General features: G+C 75.5%; 19 protein-coding genes. 10 read left to right on the top strand and 9 right to left on the bottom strand.

Annotated features, from left to right (window positions below):
* Positions 1–17: 17 nt before the first annotated feature.
* On the bottom strand, positions 18–1,151 hold the full coding sequence (locus KG103_RS10240) for a site-2 protease family protein (RefSeq protein ID WP_207341221.1): 1,134 nt from the start codon (positions 1,149–1,151) through the stop codon (positions 18–20).
* A 256-nt stretch (positions 1,152–1,407) separates the two neighbouring features.
* Here KG103_RS10240 and KG103_RS10245 point away from each other — a divergent pair, with 256 nt between their 5' ends.
* Positions 1,408–2,277, top strand: a complete 870-nt coding sequence (locus KG103_RS10245; protein ID WP_372434909.1) for a RecB family exonuclease — start codon at positions 1,408–1,410, stop codon at positions 2,275–2,277.
* Between the two features lie 4 nt (positions 2,278–2,281).
* On the opposite strand, the gene KG103_RS10250 is transcribed toward KG103_RS10245, so the two are convergent.
* A complete protein-coding gene (locus tag KG103_RS10250) occupies positions 2,282–2,950 on the bottom strand; it encodes an HAD family hydrolase (protein ID WP_256439576.1) in 669 nt (222 codons plus the stop codon).
* Between the two features lie 171 nt (positions 2,951–3,121).
* Here KG103_RS10250 and KG103_RS10255 point away from each other — a divergent pair, with 171 nt between their 5' ends.
* A complete protein-coding gene (locus KG103_RS10255; protein WP_207341220.1) occupies positions 3,122–3,979 on the top strand; it encodes a PAC2 family protein in 858 nt (285 codons plus the stop codon).
* Positions 3,980–4,071: 92 nt separating this feature from the next.
* Here the strand turns inward: KG103_RS10255 and mshC are convergent, their stop codons facing one another.
* Positions 4,072–5,316, bottom strand: a complete 1,245-nt coding sequence (gene mshC / locus KG103_RS10260) for a cysteine--1-D-myo-inosityl 2-amino-2-deoxy-alpha-D-glucopyranoside ligase (protein WP_207341219.1) — start codon at positions 5,314–5,316, stop codon at positions 4,072–4,074.
* Positions 5,317–5,765: 449 nt separating this feature from the next.
* Here mshC and KG103_RS10265 point away from each other — a divergent pair, with 449 nt between their 5' ends.
* Positions 5,766–5,990 carry a CorA family divalent cation transporter gene (locus KG103_RS10265; protein WP_249670895.1) on the top strand — a complete coding sequence of 75 codons (225 nt, stop codon included), beginning with the start codon at positions 5,766–5,768 and terminating at the stop codon, positions 5,988–5,990.
* A gap of 3 nt (positions 5,991–5,993) precedes the next feature.
* Here KG103_RS10265 and KG103_RS10270 read toward each other — a convergent pair whose 3' ends face one another.
* Positions 5,994–6,884, bottom strand: a complete 891-nt coding sequence (locus KG103_RS10270; RefSeq protein WP_207341280.1) for an undecaprenyl-diphosphate phosphatase — start codon at positions 6,882–6,884, stop codon at positions 5,994–5,996.
* Positions 6,885–6,983: 99 nt separating this feature from the next.
* On the opposite strand from KG103_RS10270, the gene KG103_RS10275 reads away from it, so the two are divergent.
* On the top strand, positions 6,984–7,940 hold the full coding sequence (locus KG103_RS10275) for an aldo/keto reductase (protein ID WP_207341218.1): 957 nt from the start codon (positions 6,984–6,986) through the stop codon (positions 7,938–7,940).
* 50 nt (positions 7,941–7,990) lie between these two features.
* Here the strand turns inward: KG103_RS10275 and KG103_RS10280 are convergent, their stop codons facing one another.
* Complete coding sequence (locus KG103_RS10280) at positions 7,991–8,320, bottom strand: primosomal protein (RefSeq protein ID WP_207341217.1); 330 nt, start codon at positions 8,318–8,320, stop codon at positions 7,991–7,993.
* 102 nt (positions 8,321–8,422) lie between these two features.
* Here KG103_RS10280 and KG103_RS10285 point away from each other — a divergent pair, with 102 nt between their 5' ends.
* The gene (locus KG103_RS10285) at positions 8,423–8,671 is read left to right on the top strand and encodes a DUF5703 family protein (protein ID WP_207341216.1); all 249 of its coding nucleotides are present in this window, start codon (positions 8,423–8,425) and stop codon (positions 8,669–8,671) included.
* A 62-nt stretch (positions 8,672–8,733) separates the two neighbouring features.
* Here the strand turns inward: KG103_RS10285 and KG103_RS10290 are convergent, their stop codons facing one another.
* The 3 genes from KG103_RS10290 to ald form a co-directional block, all read right to left on the bottom strand.
* Positions 8,734–10,050: a M20/M25/M40 family metallo-hydrolase gene (locus KG103_RS10290; protein ID WP_207341215.1), complete on the bottom strand. Its 1,317-nt coding sequence runs from the start codon at positions 10,048–10,050 to the stop codon at positions 8,734–8,736.
* Positions 10,047–12,140 carry a M3 family metallopeptidase gene (locus KG103_RS10295; RefSeq protein WP_207341214.1) on the bottom strand — a complete coding sequence of 698 codons (2,094 nt, stop codon included), beginning with the start codon at positions 12,138–12,140 and terminating at the stop codon, positions 10,047–10,049. The genes KG103_RS10290 and KG103_RS10295 overlap by 4 nt, the downstream gene beginning before the upstream one ends.
* Positions 12,141–12,274: 134 nt before the next feature.
* Positions 12,275–13,390 carry an alanine dehydrogenase gene (gene ald / locus KG103_RS10300; RefSeq protein ID WP_207341213.1) on the bottom strand — a complete coding sequence of 372 codons (1,116 nt, stop codon included), beginning with the start codon at positions 13,388–13,390 and terminating at the stop codon, positions 12,275–12,277.
* 102 nt (positions 13,391–13,492) lie between these two features.
* Between ald and KG103_RS10305 the strand changes: the two genes are divergently transcribed.
* The 3 genes from KG103_RS10305 to KG103_RS10315 all read left to right on the top strand — a co-directional run bounded on the left by KG103_RS10305 (position 13,493) and on the right by KG103_RS10315 (position 15,575).
* Entirely contained in the window at positions 13,493–14,260 is a 768-nt protein-coding gene (locus KG103_RS10305) for a fructosamine kinase family protein (RefSeq protein ID WP_207341212.1), read from the top strand.
* An 87-nt stretch (positions 14,261–14,347) separates the two neighbouring features.
* Positions 14,348–15,064, top strand: coding sequence for an alpha/beta fold hydrolase (locus tag KG103_RS10310; RefSeq protein ID WP_249670542.1), 717 nt, complete (start codon positions 14,348–14,350; stop codon positions 15,062–15,064).
* A gap of 43 nt (positions 15,065–15,107) precedes the next feature.
* The gene (locus KG103_RS10315) at positions 15,108–15,575 is read left to right on the top strand and encodes a metallophosphoesterase family protein (protein WP_307860944.1); all 468 of its coding nucleotides are present in this window, start codon (positions 15,108–15,110) and stop codon (positions 15,573–15,575) included.
* Between the two features lie 59 nt (positions 15,576–15,634).
* Here KG103_RS10315 and KG103_RS10320 read toward each other — a convergent pair whose 3' ends face one another.
* Positions 15,635–16,438, bottom strand: a complete 804-nt coding sequence (locus KG103_RS10320) for an alpha/beta fold hydrolase (RefSeq protein ID WP_207341211.1) — start codon at positions 16,436–16,438, stop codon at positions 15,635–15,637.
* A 131-nt stretch (positions 16,439–16,569) separates the two neighbouring features.
* On the opposite strand from KG103_RS10320, the gene KG103_RS10325 reads away from it, so the two are divergent.
* Positions 16,570–17,184, top strand: coding sequence for a ClpP family protease (locus KG103_RS10325; RefSeq protein WP_207341210.1), 615 nt, complete (start codon positions 16,570–16,572; stop codon positions 17,182–17,184).
* Entirely contained in the window at positions 17,181–17,774 is a 594-nt protein-coding gene (locus tag KG103_RS10330) for a ClpP family protease (protein WP_207341209.1), read from the top strand. The genes KG103_RS10325 and KG103_RS10330 overlap by 4 nt, the downstream gene beginning before the upstream one ends.
* Positions 17,775–17,812 lie beyond the last annotated feature (38 nt).

Consider the following 17,812-nt stretch of genomic DNA (forward strand, 5'->3'; position numbering starts at 1 on the left):
CGCGCCCCGGCGGTGCGTCAGCGCCGCAGTGCGGCGACCACGTCCGCCGTCCGCACCAGCGCGACCACGCGGCCGTCGACGACCGCCGCCATCACGGGTCCGTTCGCGGACGCGCGGGACAGCGCCGCCAGCAGGGCGTCGCCGGTCAGGCTGCCGTCCACCACGGTGCCCATGGGCAGCGGGGTGGCGACCGCGAGGACGTCCGTGCTGCCGGCGAGATCCGCGGGGACGCGCGCGGCCGCGTCGGCGTCCACGTACGCGGCCGGCCTGCCGTCGGGGGCGATCACGACCACCTCCGCGGCGTGCGCCGCAGCGGCGGTCGCCCGCGCCTGCGCCAGCGACGACCGGACCCCGACCGCGACGGCCGGCCGCCCGACGGTGGTGATCGTCATCGCGTCGACCACGCGTCCCGTGCGGCCGGCACGCACCGCGCCGGACGCGCCGGACCACAGGAACGCGCCGATCAGCGCGGCCCAGGCGACGGTGACGAGGTCGGGCGTGCCACCCGTGACGTACGGGCGGACGAGGACCAGCAGCACGACCCCCACCGCGACGACGCGGCCCGTCCAGCCGGCGACGACGCTGCCGCGGTGGCGGTCGCCGGTGCCCGCCCACACGGCCGCCTCGAGGATGCGCCCGCCGTCCAGCGGCAGGCCGGGCACCAGGTTGAACAGCCCGACGAACCCGTTGGCGACGGCACCGGCCCAGGCCATCGCCCGCAGCACGCTGCCGTCGGGGGCGACGTGGTCGGCCAGCAGCAGGAACCCGCCCGCGAGCAGGAGGTTCGCGACCGGCCCCACGACCGCGACGAGCGCGCTGGTGGCGGGTGTGGGTGCCGCACCGCCGAACGTGGTGTGCCCGCCCCACAGCGTCAGGACGAACTCGCGCGGCTGCTGCCCCCGCGCCTTGGCGACGAGCCCGTGGGCGAGCTCGTGCACCAGGACCGACGCGAACAGCAGCACCACGAACACGAGGGCCACGAGGTACGGCAGCACCCCGCCGCCGGTGCCGGTCCACGTGCGCACGCTGGGCGTGAAGACGAGCGTCAGGACCACGGCGGCCAGCAGCCAGCTCGGGGCCAGGACGACGGGTGCACCGGCCACGCGGCCGATCACCCAGCCGGACCGACGGTCGGGTCGCGGTGCGCTCACGCGCCCAGCCTACGGTCGCGGTCGCGGCGAACCCGCTCGCGGCCGGGCAGGTCGCGTCCCCGCAGCGCCGGGGACCCCCCCGGGGGGGCGCCGCCTGCAGGGGTGTCCGCGGTGTCGTGCGGACCGTCGTGTCGGCGGGCGCGCCTACCCTCGTGGCGTGAGCGTGGACATCGAGCAGGCCGAGGGCACCGACCGACCGCGGGCCACCGAGGGTGCGCCCGGCACGGGCCGGCAGACCGGTGCGGCGCCCGGGGCCGTGGTCCCCGACGTCGTCGTCGTGGACCCACCCGCCGAGCGGCGCGCCCCCGGCCTGTCCCCCTCGCGCGCGAACGACTTCCTGCAGTGCCCGCTGCTGTTCCGGTTCCGCGTGGTCGACCGACTCCCCGAGCCGGCGTCGCCCGCGGCGGCGCGGGGCACGCTCGTGCACGCGGCGCTGGAGACGCTGTTCGACCTGCCGGCGCCCGAGCGCACGCTCGCCGCGGCGTGCGCCTCCCTGCCCGCGCGCTGGGCCGAGCTGCTGGAGCGGGACCCGCGGTACGGGGAGCTGCACACCACCGACGCCGAGCGTGCGGAGTTCATGGCCGAGGCCGAGCGCCTGCTCGCGACGTGGTTCACGCTCGAGGACCCCACGCGGCTGGAGCCGCGGGCGCGCGAGCTGCAGGTGCGGCACGACCTGCCCGACGGCCCCCAGCTGCGCGGCGTGGTCGACCGGGTGGACGTCGCCCCCAACGGGTGGGTCCGGGTCGTCGACTACAAGACGGGCCGCTCCCCGCGGGCGGGCTACGAGGGCTCCGCGCTGTTCCAGATGCGGTTCTACGCGTACGTCGTGTGGCGCACGCGGGGCGTCCTGCCCAAGCGCCTGCAGCTGGCGTACCTGGGCGACGGCGTGGTGGTGACCCACGAGCCGACCGAGCCGGAGATGCACACCCTCGAGGCGCGGGTCCGGTCGATCTGGGCCGGCATCGAGGACACGGCACGCGCCGGCGACTGGCGGCCGCGGCCGTCCCGGCTGTGCGACTGGTGCGCGTTCCGCGACCGGTGCCCCGCCTTCGGCGGCACGCCGCCCGAGGTCCCCGTCGGTGCGGTCGAGCGGGCGATCGGCGTCACGCCGGTGCCCACCGCCTGAGCGGTCAGTCCGCGTCGCGCAGGTGCAGGGTCTCCCCCGCCGCGATGCGGGCGATCACGTCGAGGTCGACGTGGAGCAGCGACGACGCGCGGGACACGCCGGCGGGCGGGTCGAGCGCCACGTGGGAGTCCACGGCCACGACCCGCGCCCCGCTGGCGACGGCCGAGGCGAGCCCCGACCGCGAGTCCTCGAAGGCGACGCACGCCGCGACGTCGACCCCGAGGGCCCGTGCCGCCGCGAGGTAGGGCTCCGGGTGCGGCTTGGGCCGCGTGACGGTGTCACCCGACACGACGACGTCGAACAGGCCCACCGCGTCCGCGAAGGGCGTGGCCAGGACGCCGAAGGACGACGTGACGAGCGCCTGCGGGACGCCGGCGGAGTGCAGCGCACGCAGGACCTCCTGCGCGCCGGGCTGCCAGGGGATCCCCGCGGCGACGGCCGCGCGCACCGCCGTGTTGAGGGCGTCCGCGATCTCCGCGACGTCGAGCGCCACGCCGGCCGCCTGCAGGAGCCCGGCCGACACGTCCATCGAGCTGCCGATCATCGCGACCGCGTCCTGCGGCGTCCAGACCCCGCCGTGGGCCTCCACGAGCTCGATCTCGGCGGCCATCCAGTACGGCTCGGTGTCGATGAGCGTCCCGTCCATGTCCCACAGGATCGCGGCGGGCAGCACCGGGCCACCCACGTCCTGCGCGGCGGCGGGTCCGGTCGGGTTCGTGACGGTGCTCAGGGGTGTCTCCGGGGGGTGCGGGGGCGGGCGTGGACGGTCGCACGAGCGTACCGGCGGGGTCCGACGCCCCGCCGTCGTCCGGCCCGTGCGCCGCTCGCACCCTAGGCTGGGACGGTGAGCGAGCACGCAGCCCCCGACCTGCCCGCACGTGAGACCGTCCTGCTCGCGGCCTTCGAGGGCTGGAACGACGCGGGCGCCGCCGCGACGGCGGCCCTGGAGCACCTGCACGACGTGTGGGGTGCCGAGCAGGTCGACGAGCTCGACCCGGAGGAGTACCACGACTTCCAGGTGAACCGGCCCGTCGTCGGCATGGGACCCGAAGGGACGCGCGAGATCACGTGGCCCACCACGGCCGTGGCGGTCGCCACGACACCCCGCTCCGGCCGGCAGGTCGTGCTCGTGCACGGGATCGAGCCGTCGATGCGCTGGCGCCGGTACTGCGGCGAGCTCCTGGACATCGCGGCCGGGCTGGGGGTCCGGACGATCGTCACGGTCGGCGCCCTGCTGGCGGACGTGCCGCACACGCGACCCATCCCCGTGAACGCGACCAGCGAGGACGGGCACGTGCGCGAGGTGATGGGTCTGGAACCCAACACCTACGAGGGCCCCACAGGCATCGTCGGGGTCCTGCAGCACGAGGCGGCGGCCCGTGGCATGCAGGCGCTGTCCCTGTGGGCGGCGGTCCCGCACTACGTGGCGGCTCCCCCGTCACCGAAGGCGACGCTGGCGATCCTGCACCGCATCGAGGGCCTGCTCGGCGAGCCGGTCCCCCTGGCGGACCTGCCGGAGGACGCCGCGGCGTGGCAGCACGGCGTGGACGAGCTGGCGGGCGAGGACTCGGAGATCGGCGAGTACGTGCGCCAGCTCGAGGAGGCCAAGGACACCGCGGAGCTGCCCGAGGCCAGCGGCGAGGCGATCGCGCAGGAGTTCGAGCGCTACCTGCGGCGCCGGGACAAGGGCACCGGCGGCTGACCGCCGCTGGACGCCCCGGTCGCGGGGCGCCCCCCGGCCGCGTCGGCCCCGGTTCTGCTCACATCCGCGGTCTGCTCACATCCGCGGTCTGCTCACATCCGCACGCCGAGCAGGGCGTCGATGGTCCGCGCGACGACGCCGGGCGCGCCCTCGTCGAACGGCACGTCACCCGCCAGCGCGGTCGCCGCCCACGCGTCGACCACCGCGAGCGCACGCGGCGTGTCGAGGTCGTCCGCGACCGCGGCCCGCACCTCGGCCAGGACCGGTGCGGCGTCGGGCCCACCGTTGCCGGACAGCGCGCGACGCCACGTGACGAGGCGCCGCTGCGCGTCGGCCAGGTCCGCCTCGGTCCACTCCCAGTCGTCGCGGTAGCGGTGGGCCAGCACGGCGAGCCGCACGGCCATGGGCTCGACGCCCTGGGCCAGCAGCGTCGAGACGAGCACGAGGTTGCCCCGCGACTTGCTCATCTTGTGGCCCTCGTAGCCGACCATCCCCGTGTGCACGTGCGCCCGGGCGGACTCCCCCGCGTCCAGCAGGCGCAGGTGCGAGGAGCTGCACTCGTGGTGCGGGAAGACCAGGTCGGATCCGCCGCCCTGCACGTCGAACGGCACGCCGAGAGCGTCGCGTGCGATGACCGAGCACTCGATGTGCCAGCCGGGCCGCCCACGGCCGAGCCCGGGCGCGTCCCACGCCGGCTCGCCGGGACGCTCCGCTCGCCACAGCAGCGGGTCCAGCGGGGACCGCTTGCCGGGTCGGTCCGGGTCACCGCCGCGCTCCGCGCTCAGGGCGAGCATCGTGGCGGGGTCGAGCCGTGCGACCGTCCCGAACGCAGGGTCCACGGACAGGTCGGCGTAGACGTCCTCGCCACCGTCGGGCGCGGGCAGCCGGTAGGCGGCGCCACGGGCCAGCAGGTGGTTCACGCCGTCGACGACCTGCGGCACGGACTCCACGACGCCGCGGAACACCTCGGGCGGGACCACACCCAGTGCGGCCATGTCCGACGCGAACAGCGCCGTCTGGTCGGCGGCCAGCGCGCGCCAGTCGACCCCGGTGGCCGTCGCCCGCTCGAGCAGCGGGTCGTCCACGTCGGTGACGTTCAGCGCGTAGGTCACGCGCTGCCCGGCGTCGCGCCACGCACGCCCGAGCACGTCGAACGCGATGAACGTCGCGGCGTGGCCCAGGTGGGTCGCGTCGTAGGGCGTGATGCCGCACACGTAGAGCCGGGCGTCGGCGCCGGGCGCGGCCACGACCAGCTGTCCGGACGACGTGTCGTGGACGCGGACCGGCTCGCCCGTCCCGGGCAGCCGAGGGATCTGGGGGGCGGGCCAGGTGAGCACGCCAGGAAGCCTAACCGCCGTCGCGCGGCGTCCCCGCGCACCGCCGGTGCCCCACCTGCGCCGCTCGCACCGGGCACGCGTGCCGGGGTCGTGCAGGAGGGCGCCTGGCGACAGGCCGCGGGGGCGGTGCCCGCCCAGCCGGGTGCACCGGCACCCGCGACCTGGGTGGTGACGGGGTCGCCCGACGCGCTGGTCGACGCCGCCCGGCTGCTCGTGCCCGACGACAGGACGCTGCAGCTCCTGGACCACCACGTGCGGCACGGCCGGGATCGACGGCCACCCCCACGTGCGGGTCGACAGGGCGGCGCACGGCACGGTCGCCCTCACGGTGCCGACCGTGTCCTTCGTCACGAAGACGAACGACGTGCACACCGGGTGGGTGACGCGCCTGCTGTGCCCGGCGTGGTGGTCATGCCCGAGCAGGGCGAGGCTGGGCGACATGCTTGGACGTGCCCCTGGCGCTGGTGCCGGTGCGGCAGAACGAGGACATGCGCAAGATCTCCGCGTGGGCCGCGATGATCGCGGTGCCGACGCTCGTCGCGGGGATCCACGGCATGAGCTGGCGCCACGTGCCCGAGCTGTCGTGGACGTTCGGCTACGCGCTCGCGCTGCTGCTCCTGGCGGGCGCGTCGTTCGCGCTCTGGCGCGCGTTCCGGCGTTCCGGGTGGCTGTAGCCGTCAGGCGTTCGTCGGCGCCGTCACCGGCTCGAGGACGCCCGTGAGCAGCAGCACCACGACGAGCGCGGCCAGGCCGAGCCGGTAGTACACGAAGGGCGTGTAGCTGAAGGTCGACACGATCTTGAGGAAGGCGATGATGACGACGTAGCCGACCGCGAAGGCGACGAGCGTCGCGATCAGGGTGGCGCCGAACCCGGGCGTCCCCGCCTCACCGAAGTCGCCGACGCTCTTGGCGAGCTGGAAGAACCCCGAGCCGAACACCGCGGGGATGGCGAGCAGGAACGAGTACCGCGCGGCGGCCTCACGGGTGTAGCCCATGAGCAGCCCGCCGGTGATCGTGCCGCCGGAGCGGGAGACGCCGGGCACCAGCGCGAGGGCCTGCCAGAACCCGAATGCCAGCGCGTGGCGTGGCGTCAGCTCGTCCAGCGTGCGGGTCTTGGCCCCCCGGCGGTCGGCCCAGCCGAGCACGAGGGCGAAGACGGCCAACGTCAACGCCACCAGCCACAGGTTGCGGAACGGGCGCTCGATCGCGTCCTGGAACGCCAGGCCCAGCACCACGATCGGCACCGTGCCCAGGGCGATGAACCAGGCCATGAGCGCGTCGTGGTCCGACGGACGCCCCGCCGGCATGCCGGCGCGCGAGCGCCAGTCCGTGCCGTACGCGCCCCGCAGCGCCGCCCACCAGGCCAGCACGATGCGCTTGATGTCGCGGCGGAAGTACAGCAGGACCGCGGTCTCCGTGCCGAGCTGCGTGATCGCGGTGAACGCCGCACCCGGGTCGCCCGACCCGACCAGCTCACCCACGATGCGCAGGTGCGCGCTGGAGGAGACCGGGAGGAACTCCGTCAGCCCCTGGACCAGCCCCAGGAGGATCGCCTCGCCTGTCCCGATACCCGTCGCCACGAGGCGCAACGATAGCGGTGCCCCGCGACGGTGGCGCGCGGCCCGGCGTACCGGGCGGACCCGCGGACGCGGCTAGGGTGGCGCCCCATGGAGCACCGCCGTCTGGGCCGTACGGGTCTGCGCGTCTCGTCCCTGGGCCTCGGCACCATGACGTGGAGCCGGGACACCGACGACCACGAGGCGGCCGACCAGCTGCGCGACTTCGTCGAGGCCGGCGGCACGCTCGTCGACACCTCGGCCGCGTACGCCGACGGCGGCGCCGAGGAGCTGCTGGGCACGCTGCTCGGGGACGTCGCGGGGCGTGAGGACGTCGTCATCTGCACCAAGGCGGGCGTGCGGCGCACCGCCGACGGGGGCGTCGTCGACGCCTCGCGCGGGGCGCTGCTGGACAGCCTCGACGGCTCGCTGCGGCGGCTGCGCACGGACCACGTGGACCTGTGGCTCGCGACGCCTGACGCCCGTACCCCGCTCGAGGAGACCGTCTCGGCGCTGCGCCACGCCGTGGCGGTCGGCAAGGCGCGGTACGTCGGGCTGTCCAACCACGCCGGGTGGCAGGTGGCCCGGGCGGCGACGCTGCTGGAGCACGACCCGGGCCTCGCGGGCGTCGAGGCGGAGTACTCGCTGCTGCAGCGTGGCGTCGAGCGTGAGGTGCTGCCCGCCTGCACGGCGCTCGGTGCGGGCCTGCTGGCCTGGTCACCGCTGGGTCGCGGTGTCCTGACGGGGAAGTACCGGCGCACGATCCCGGCGGACTCGCGGGCGGCCTCCGCGCACCTCGCAGGGTTCGTGCAGCCCTACCTCACGGCCGACGCCGCCGGGGTGGTCGACGCCGTCGTCACCGCCGCCGCCGGTCTGGACCGCACCCCCCTGGAGGTCGCCCTCGCCTGGGTGACGTCACGACCCGGTGTGGCCAGCGCGGTCGTCGGCGCGCGCACGGCCACCCAGCTGCGGGGCGCGCTCGCGGTCGACGACCTGCGGCTGCCGCCGGAGATCGTCGTCGCCCTCGACGAGATCACCGCACCGCCGGCCGGCTACCCGGAGCGCTGAGGACGCGCCGGCGTCGGGCGCCGGCCTACGGGTCGGTCCGCCCCTGCGGGTCAGGCGCCCGCGTGCGGGTAGGCGAGGTCGTCGTCGTCGACCTCCCCGTGCTCGTCCAGGTCGTCGTCGTCCTCGTCGTCGAGGTCGTCCTCGTCGAGGTCGTCGTCGTCCTCGTCGTCCTCGTCGTCCTCCTCGGCGAGGTAGAACGGGGTCGCCTCCCCGTGCTCCGTGCCCAGCGCGTCGTCGTAGACCTCGAACGCGTCGGCCAGGACGTCGTAGGCGTCGTCCACCACCGGGTCGTCGTCGCCCTGCTTGGCGAGGACGGCGGCGTAGTGCGCCTCGAGGGCGGCGACCAGACGGTCGAGGGCGGCACGCGGGTCCACGGTCATGCGACGACGGTAGCGCCGCGCAGGGCACAATGGCAGCGCATCGGCGCTCGTGGGCGCTCCTGGCACGACGCCGGGCCCGGACGGGCGGGACGGGGTGAGGCGATGGCGAAGGACACGGTGCGCGACCGGCGCAGCGAGTGGGACACGCAGGGCGGCCAGTGGGAGTACCGGGTCCTGCGGATCCCACCGACGACCTCGGGCGGTGACGCCCGCCGTCTGCTGACGGACGAGGCCGAGTACGGGCGGTGGGAGCTGGCCCGTCTGCGGCTGTACGCGGGCGGCGAGCGACGTGTGTGGCTGCGCCGCAAGATCATCCGCGTGCGCTCCACGCTGGCCGAGACCCTCGGCTGACCGGCCGGCCGGGGACGCCGACGCGTGCCGGGCCGCCCGGCGGCGGGAGCCCGGCACCGTCGTCAGCAGGTCGACAGGAGCCGGTCCAGCACGCGCGTGCCGAACTGCAGGGCGTCGACCGGCACCCGCTCGTCGACGCCGTGGAACATCCCGGCGAAGTCCAGGTCGGCGGGCAGCCGCAGCGGCGCGAAGCCGTACCCCGTGATGCCCAGGCGCGACAGCGACTTGTTGTCGGTGCCGCCCGAGAGCATGTAGGGCAGGACGTGCGCTCCCGGGTCCTCCGCGAGGACCGCCGCGGTCATGGCGTCGACCAGCGCACCCTCGAACGGCACCTCGAGCCCGGTGTCACGCACGAGGTCCTCGACCTGCACGTGAGGACCTGCCAGGCCGGCGACGGTCTCGTCGAACTCGGCCGAGCGACCGGGCAGGAACCGACCGTCGACCACGGCCGTCGCCTCCCCGGGGATGACGTTCTCCTTGTACCCGGCGGCCAGACGCGTGGGGTTGGTCGAGTGGCGCAGCGTCGCCCCCACGAACCGCGACACCGGTCCCAGCGCCTCGACCAGCGCCTCGACGCCCGCGGGGTCGTCCGCGTCGAACGGCAGCCCCGTGAGGTCCGCGACCCCCTCGAGCAGCGCACGCACGGTCGGCGTGAGCTGCAGCGGCCAGGGGTGCGCACCGATGCGGGCGACGGCCGCCGCCAGGTGCGTCACCGCGTTGTCGGTGCTGACCTGGCTGCCGTGCCCGGCGCGGCCCCGGGCCACGAGCCGCAACCACGCCAGGCCCTTCTCCGCGGTCTGCAGCAGGTACACCCGCTGCCCGGCGACGTCGACGGAGAAGCCCCCGACCTCGCTGATCGCCTCGGTGGCACCGGCGAACAGCTCGGGTCGGTGCTCGACGGCCCAGTGCGCGCCGAGCCGACCGCCCGCCTCCTCGTCGGCGAACATCGCGACGACGACGTCACGGGCCGGCCGCCGGCCCTCGCGGACCATCTGCCGCACGACGGCGAGCACCATCGCGTCCATGTCCTTCATGTCGACCGCACCGCGGCCCCACACCAGGCCGTCGCGCAGCTCGCCGGCGAACGGGTCCACCGACCAGTCGGGCGCGTGGGCGGGCACCACGTCGAGGTGCCCGTGCACCACCAGGGCCGGCCGTGACGGGTCGGTGCCCTCCAGCCGCACGACGACGTTGGCCCGTCCCGGCTCGCTCTCGAACAGCTCCGGCTCCAGGCCGACGTCCTGCAGCAGACCCACGACGTACTCCGCCGCCGCCCGCTCCCCCGGCCCCGTGCCGTCGCCCGGGTTGGTGGTGTCGTACCGGATGAGCTTGCGGCACAGGTCGACGACCTCGTCCGCGGCGGTGGCCCCGCCGCTCACCGCGCGACCGCCCCGAGCAGGCCGCGCCGCGTGAGCAGCGGCTCCATGCGCGGGCCCCGACCCCGCAGGTCCGCGAACGACTGCAGCGGGTCCACCGACCCGCCCCGGGCCAGCAACCGGGCGCGGAACGTGTCGCCGTTGGCGCGGTCCAGCCCGCCGTTCTCGGTGAACCACTCCACGGTGTCGGCGTCGAGCACCTCGGACCAGATGTACGCGTAGTAGCCGGCCGAGTACCCGCTGCAGAAGATGTGGTTGAAGTACGTCGTGCGGTACCGCGGCGGGACCGTGCGCAGGTCGACGCCGGCGGCGCGCAGCGCGCGGGCCTCGAACTCCACGACGTCGGCCGGGTCCGCCGGCACCTCCTGGGGGGTCAGCCGGTGCCAGGCCTGGTCCAGCAGCGCGGCGGCGAGGTACTCCGTGGTGGCGAACCCCTCGCCGTCCTGACGGCCCGCGAGCAGCGTCCGCACCCACTCCTCGGGCATCGGCTCGCCGGTCTCGTGGTGCACCGCGAACGACCGCAGCACCTCGGGGTCCCACGCCCACATCTCGTTGACCTGCGACGGGTACTCGACGAAGTCCCGCGGCACGTTGGTCCCGGACTGCGACGGGTAGCGCACGTCGGACAGCAGCCCGTGCAGCGCGTGCCCGAACTCGTGGAAGAGCGTGATGACCTCGTCCCAGGTCAGCAGCGTCGGCTCCCCGGGCGGCGGCTTGGGCACGTTGAGGTTGTTGACCACGACGGGCGCGTCGCGCAGCAGCGTCGACTGCTCCACCAGGGAGTTCATCCACGCGCCGCCACGCTTGGCGGGACGCGTCCACCAGTCGCCGAGGAACAGCCCGAGGCCGGAGCCGTCGGCGTCGAACACCTCGAAGACGCGGACGTCGGGGTGGTAGCCGACCAGGTCGTGCCGCTCGGCGAACGTCAGGCCGTAGAGGCGGTTGGCCGCCAGGAAGACGCCGTCGGCGAGCACGCGCTCGAGCTCCAGGTAGGGACGCAGCTCCGCCTCGTCCAGGGCGCGGCGCTCCTGCCGCACGCGCCCGGCGTAGTACGCCCAGTCCCACGGCTCCAGCGAGGACCCCGGGTGGTCGGCCTGCAGCGCGTTCTCGAGGTCCGCGGCCTCGGCGCGCGCGTTGGCGACGGCCGCGGGTGCCAGCTGCGACAGCATGTCCTCCACCGCCTGCGCCGACCCCGCCGTGGCGTCCGCGGCGACGTAGGCGGCGTGGTGCTCGAAGCCCAGCAGGCGGGCCCGCTCGGCACGCAGCCGCACCATGCCCAGCAGGGTGCTGCGGGTGTCGTTCTCGTCGCCGGCGGCCCCGCGGCCGAGCGACGCGGTCATGATCCGCTCCCGCAGCCCGCGGTCGCGCAGCAGCGACAGCACGGACTGCTGGGTGGGCAGCTGCAGCTCGATGAGCCAGGCGCCCTCGTGGCCGCGCGCGGTGGCCGCCTGCGCCGCCGCGGCGCGCGCGTCCTCGGGCAGCCCGTCGAGCTCCGCCTCGTCCGTGACGAGCACGGCCGCCGCGTTGGTCGCGGCCAGGAGCCGCCGGCCGAACGTCGCGTCGAGCGTGGTCAGCTCGGCGTTGATGGCACGCAGCCGCTCCTGCTCCTGCGGCCCGAGCCCGACACCCGCGCGCGCGAACCGGGTGCGGGTGCGGTGCAGCAGCCACGCCGTGTCGGGCGCGAGCTGCGCGCCCTCGGCCTCGAGCGCCGCGGCGAGCGCCTCCACGCGGGCGTGCAGCCGGGCGTCCAGCCAGATGGCGTCGGAGTGCTCGGCGAGCAGCGGCGCGACCTCCTCCTCGATCGCCTGCAGGCCCGGCGTGGAGTCCGCACCGGCCTGGACGTAGAACGCCGACGCGGCCCGCGACAGCAGCTTTCCGGAGCGCTCCAGGGCCTCGAGCGTGTTCTCGACGGTGGGCTCGGCGGGGTCGGTGGCGACGGCCTCGACCTCGGCGCGCTGCTCGGCCATGCCGGCACGGATCGCCGGGAGGAAGTGCTCCTCGCGCAGCTCCCGGAAGTCCGGGAGGCCGTAGGGCAGGTCGGACGCCCGGGCGAACGGGTTGGCGGGGTCGAGCGGCAGCGCGTCGGAGGTCATGGGGCCATCGTCACAGACGCGGGCACCGCCGGGCACGCGCCGGCGCACCGGGGCGTCGCGTCGCGCACGTCGCGCCTCCGGTGCGGGGCCGTGCGGGGCGCGGTGCGGCCGGTGGCTCGGCGCTGCGCGTCGCCCTACGCCGCCGGCAACGCGTCGGGTGACGTCCAGGGGTAGCCGTGGGCCTGCGCGACCGCCGCGTTGAGCAGCCGGCCACCGTGCGTCGTCAGACCGCCCGCGAGCGCCGGGTCCGCCGCCGCGGCACCCTGCCACCCCAGGTCGGCCAGCGAGGCGAGGTACGGCAGCGTCGCGTTGGTCAGCGCGCGGGTCGACGTCACCGGGACCGCCCCGGGCATGTTGGCGACGCAGTACAGCACGGAGCCGTGCACACGGAACGTCGGCTCGTCGTGGGTCGTGGCCCGGGTGTCCTCGAAGCAACCGCCCTGGTCGACGGACACGTCGACCAGCACCGACCCCTGCCGCATGCGGGACACCAGCTCGTTGCTGACGAGGCGGGGCGCGCGCGCCCCGGGCAGCAGGACCGCGCCGACCACGAGGTCGGCGTCGAGCAGCTCGTGCTCGATCGCCCAGGTCGACGACGCGATCGTGCGCACGCGCCCGCCGAAGAGGTCGTCGAGCTCGCGCAGCCGCGGCACCGACAGGTCGAGCACCGTCACGTCGGCGCGCATGCCGGCGGCGATCTGAGCGGCGTGCGTCCCGACGACGCCGCCGCCGAGGACCACGACCTTGGCGCCGTCGACGCCGGGCACCCCGCCGAGCAGCAGGCCACGGCCCCCCTCGTTGCGCATGAGGTGGTAGGCACCCACCTGCGTGGCGAGCCGCCCGGCGACCTCGCTCATGGGTGCGAGCAGCGGGAGCGAGCCGTCGGGCAGCTGCACGGTCTCGTACGCGATCGACGTGGTGCCGGCGGACAGCAGCGCGTCGGTGGTGGGCCGGTCGGCGGCCAGGTGCAGGTAGGTGAACAGCGTGAGGTCCTCGCGCAGGTAGCCGTACTCCTGGGCGATCGGCTCCTTCACCTTGCACACCAGCTCGGCCGCCCACGCGTCGGCGGCGGTGGGGACGATGCGGGCGCCGGCGGCGGCGTAGTCCTCGTCGGGCACGGCGGAACCGGCACCCGCGCCGGCCTCGACGAGGACCTTGTGCCCGCGCGCGACGAGGTGCTGCACCCCGGCCGGGGTCAGGGCGACCCGGTACTCGCGGTTCTTGGTCTCGCGCGGGACGCCGACCTGCATGACGGATCTCCTGTGGCCGAGGGCGGTGGTGCGGTCCGTCCAGTGTCCTGCGGCGACGTTGCGCCCGCATGACGACCTGATGGCGGTCGGTAGCGTGGCCGTGTGTCGACCGTGCACCGCAAGTCCCGCCAGGACGCGCCCGCCGGGTTCTTCGCGTGCGAGGCCGCGGGTTTGCGCTGGCTGGCCGCCGCCGGGGGCGTCCCGGTCGTCGAGGTCCTCGACGTCGCTGACGACCACCTCGACCTGGTGCGGCTGCTCCCCGTCCCCCCGGACGCCGCCGCGGCCCGGGCGTTCGGGAGGGACCTGGCCCGCACGCACGACGCCGGGGCCGCGGCGTTCGGAGCACCGCCCGACGGGTGGTCCGGGGACGGGTGGTTCGGCCCCCTGGACGCACCGTTGCCGATGCCGGCAGGGTCGTACGACGCGTGGGGGCCGTTCCTCGCGGACTGCCGCATCGAGCCGGTCGCGCGGGACCTGCGCCGCGCGGGCCTGACCACCCCGCAGGACGACGACGCCTTCGGCAGGCTCGCGGACCTGCTGCGGGCGGGCCGCTGGGACGACGGCGAGCCGCCCGCGCGCCTGCACGGCGACCTGTGGCAGGGCAACGTGGTGTGGACGGCGCGGGGCGCGACCCTGATCGACCCGGCGGCGCACGGCGGGCACCGCGAGACCGACCTGGCCATGCTCGAGCTCTTCGGCCTGCCCCACCTCGACGAGGTGCTGCGGGGGTACGAGGAGGTGCACCCGCTGCCGGGCCGGCGGCACCGGGTGGGTCTGCACCAGCTGTACCCGGTCGCGGTGCACGCCCTGCTGTTCGGCGGCGGATACGTCGCGCAGACCCGGGCGCTGCTGCGCGACGTCCTCGTGTGAGAACTTCGTGAGGGACCCGGGCACGACAGGCGGGCACCCGGATCGGCGGGTTAGCGTCGCAATGTCCCGGACGACGGCACCGGCGCCGTGCGGGCCGGGACGACCGATCGACCCACGCCCGGGAGGCCCCTCATCACACGCCCCATCGTCCTCGTCCACGGCACCCGCACGTCCTCGGAGATCTGGTCGCCCCAGGTCCGGGCGCTGCAGCGCAGCGGGCACCCGACGGTGGCGATCGACCTGCCGGGGCACGGCTCGCGCTCCGACGAGCGGTTCACGCTCGACGGCGCCCTGGCCGCGATCGACGACGCGGTGCGGTCCTGCGCGCAGCAGCCGCTGCTGGTCGGGCTGTCGCTGGGCGGCTACACGGCGTTGGCGTACGCGGGGCGCCACGAGGAGCGCATCGCGGGCATCGTGCTGGCGGGCTGCTCGACGGAGATCAAGGGCAAGCCGCTGTCGCTGTACCGCCGGGCGGCGCACCACGTCACGCGGTGGTTCGGCCTGGGCAAGGGCTCGTGGCACGTCGTGACCGACATGCTGACCGCGATGGCCGGCTACTCCCCGCTGAACGACCTGCGCCGTGTGCTGCTGCCGGTCTGGCTCGTCAACGGTGCGCGCGACCCGCTGCGCCTCGACGAGCGGCGCTACCTGCGCGCGGTGCCCCGCGCCCGCCTGACCGTCGTCCCCGGCGCGGGCCACGACGTCAACTCCCACGCCCCCGCCGCCTTCAACCGGGTGCTGCTGGACGCGTTGCACGAGCTCGCGGCCCGCAGGCCCGCGCCCGCCCTGGCCGCAGCCGCCTGACGTCCCGCTACCCTCGCCGGACGACGACGGAGGGAGCCGGCTGGTGCTCCACCTCGAGCTCAGCGGCCGCCGGATCCGGCTGCTGCACGCGTCCGCGCGCAGCGTCCACGTGCGCGTGCACTTCCACCACACGGACGAGGAGTTCGCCGGGATGTTCGCGACCACCGAGCTCACGGGTGACGGCCCGGTGCCGACGATGGTCGGGTACGGCGACGTCCACGACACCTACGTCGAGACGCAGGACGGTCGCACGCTGTTCAACGTCGGCAGCGTGGGCAACCCGCTCGACGAGCCGACCGCCTCCTACGTCGTGCTCGAGGGCGAGCCGGGTGGTGACGCGTCGGCTCCGTTCTCGCTGCAGGTGGTGCGGGTGCCGTACGACGTCGAGGCCGAGATCGCGGTGGCCCGGGACCTGGGGATGCCCGAGCGCGAGGCGTACGCGATCGAGCTGCGCACGGCCGTGTACCGGGGTCTGCACGCGGAGCGCGGCCTGCGCGCCGACGACGTCTGAGCGCGCGCGCCGACCGACCGGGCCGTGCGCACCCCGCCGGGCGGACGGGCCCGCCGGGGTCAGCGGTCTGCAGCGCCGAGGAACGTGCGCAGCGCGGACACGAACGCCTCGGGCTGCTCGGAGTGCACCCAGTGCCCGGCGCCCTTGATCGTCACGAGCGTCGTGCGGGGGAACAGGCGCCGCATCGCCGGACCGTGCTCGGGCCTCACGTAGTCCGAGCGGTCCCCGGCGACCCACAGCACCGGGTGGTCGAACGTGGCGTCCCCCACGTCGGGGAACCCGCCGATCGTGGGCAGGTCGCGGCGCAGCAGGTCGAGGTTGGCCTGCCACCGGAACCCGTCGCCGTCGGCACGCAGGTTCTGCAGCAGGAAGCCGCGCACCCGGGCGTCGTGGACGCGCTCCGCGAGCCGCTCGTCGGCCTCGCCGCGGCGGGTCAGCGTGCTCAGGTCGATCGCCGCGAGGCTGTCGAGCAGGTGCGCGAACTCCCCCAGCGACCCTCCGGACGCCGGGGCGATGTCCGCGACGACGAGCCGGTCCACGAGATCGGGGTGCCGCAGGGCGAGCAGCATGGCGACCTTGCCGCCCATCGAGTGCCCGACGACGTGCACGGGCCCGTCCGCGGCGAACCCGCCCCGCAGGTGCTCGGCCACCAGGTCGGCGGTCCCCGCGTAGTCGACGTCCTCGGTCCAGCCCGAGCGGCCGTGGTTGGGCAGGTCGACGAGCAGCGAGCGGAAGTCCGGCGCCAGCGCCTTGGCGACCTGCGTGAAGTTGCGCCCCTGGCCGAACAGCCCGTGCAGGAAGACGACCGGCTGCCCGGACTCCCCCACGGTGGTGCTGACGACGGGCGGCGCGCTGGTGCTCACGGGGCCCGAGCCTAGGGCGTGGTCCGTGCCGCGACCCGCCGGCGACGGCCGACGGTGTGCGCTGCCCGTGGCGGATCCGCCGTCGGCAGCGCGCCGTCCCGGGCGTCCCGGGCCCGGCGCAGGGTGGGGTCATGACCACACCGACACGTCCCTACGACGACGAGCTGCTCGCGCGGCTGGCCGACGAGCGCGTCGTCGCGCTCAGCACGGCGCTCGACGAGCAGACCGGGCACCGCCTGACCGCGCAGCTGCTGCTGCTGTCGGCCGACGACCCGCGCACCGACATCACGTTGTGGATCAGCTCGCCCGGCGGGTCCGTCCCCGCGATGCTCGCGGTCCACGACGTCATGCGGCTGATCCCCAACGACGTGCGGACCGTGGCGGCCGGGATGGCCGCGAGCGCCGGGCAGTTCCTGCTCTCGGCCGGCACGCCCGGCAAGCGGTACGCGCTGCCGCACGCGCGGGTGCTGCTGCACCAGGGGTCGGCGGGCATCGGCGGCACCGCCGTGGACGTGGAGCTGCAGGCCGACGACCTGCGGCACACGCGCGACACCGTGCTGGGGCTGATCGCGCAGCACACGGGCCAGCCGGTCGACCGCGTGCGGGAGGACTCGCTGCGCGACCGCTGGTTCACGGCGCAGGAGGCGCTCGCGTACGGGTTCGTCGACGCGGTCACCCCGGGCCTGGCCGACGTGCGCCCCCGGCACCCGGGCGCCACGGTGGGGATCGCGGGGTTCGGCGCATGAGCGGCTACCTGGTGCCGAACGTCGTCGAGCGGCGCGGCACCGTCGAGCGGTCGGTGGACGTGTTCAGCCGGCTGCTGTCCGAGCGGATCGTCTACCTGGGCACGCCGCTGGACGACGGGGTGGCGAACGTGCTGGTCGCGCAGCTGCTGCACCTGGAGGCGGACAACCCCGACCGGCCGATCCAGCTGTACGTGAACTCCCCCGGCGGCGACACGTCGGCGATGCTCGCCGTCTACGACGCGATGCAGTACGTGCGCCCCGACGTCGAGACCACCTGCGTGGGGCAGGCCGCGGCGGACGCGGCCGTGCTGCTGGCGGGGGGCGCCGCCGGGCGGCGCGCGATCCTCGCGCACGGTCGGGTGGTGCTGCACCAGCCGTCGACCCGCGGGCAGGGGACGGTGCCCGACCTCATCCTGGCCGCGGACGAGGTGGTGCGGGTGCGGGCCCAGCTCGAGGAGGTGCTGTCCCGCCACACGGGCAAGGACACGGCGACCCTGCGCCGCGACACCGACCGCGACCTGGTGCTGACGGCCGAGCAGGCGGTGGCGTACGGCATCGCCGACCACGTGGTGCGGTCACGGGGACGCTGACGGGGCGAGCGGCCCCGCACCGACGCCGGCGGGCGGCC

The sequence above is a fragment of the Cellulomonas wangleii genome (assembly GCF_018388445.1).
Classification (GTDB): domain Bacteria; phylum Actinomycetota; class Actinomycetes; order Actinomycetales; family Cellulomonadaceae; genus Cellulomonas; species Cellulomonas wangleii.

What these genes read in the sequence shown, in the direction of transcription:
- KG103_RS10275 (WP_207341218.1), top strand. Translation starts at nt 6,984, where the DNA reads ATGGAGCACCGCCGTCTGGGCCGTACGGGTCTGCGCGTCTCGTCCCTG.
- KG103_RS10280 (WP_207341217.1), bottom strand. Translation starts at nt 8,320, where the DNA reads ATGACCGTGGACCCGCGTGCCGCCCTCGACCGTCTGGTCGCCGCCCTC.
- KG103_RS10285 (WP_207341216.1), top strand. Translation starts at nt 8,423, where the DNA reads ATGGCGAAGGACACGGTGCGCGACCGGCGCAGCGAGTGGGACACGCAG.
- KG103_RS10295 (WP_207341214.1), bottom strand. Translation starts at nt 12,140, where the DNA reads ATGACCTCCGACGCGCTGCCGCTCGACCCCGCCAACCCGTTCGCCCGG.
- ald (WP_207341213.1), bottom strand. Translation starts at nt 13,390, where the DNA reads ATGCAGGTCGGCGTCCCGCGCGAGACCAAGAACCGCGAGTACCGGGTC.
- KG103_RS10325 (WP_207341210.1), top strand. Translation starts at nt 16,570, where the DNA reads ATGACCACACCGACACGTCCCTACGACGACGAGCTGCTCGCGCGGCTG.
- KG103_RS10330 (WP_207341209.1), top strand. Translation starts at nt 17,181, where the DNA reads ATGAGCGGCTACCTGGTGCCGAACGTCGTCGAGCGGCGCGGCACCGTC.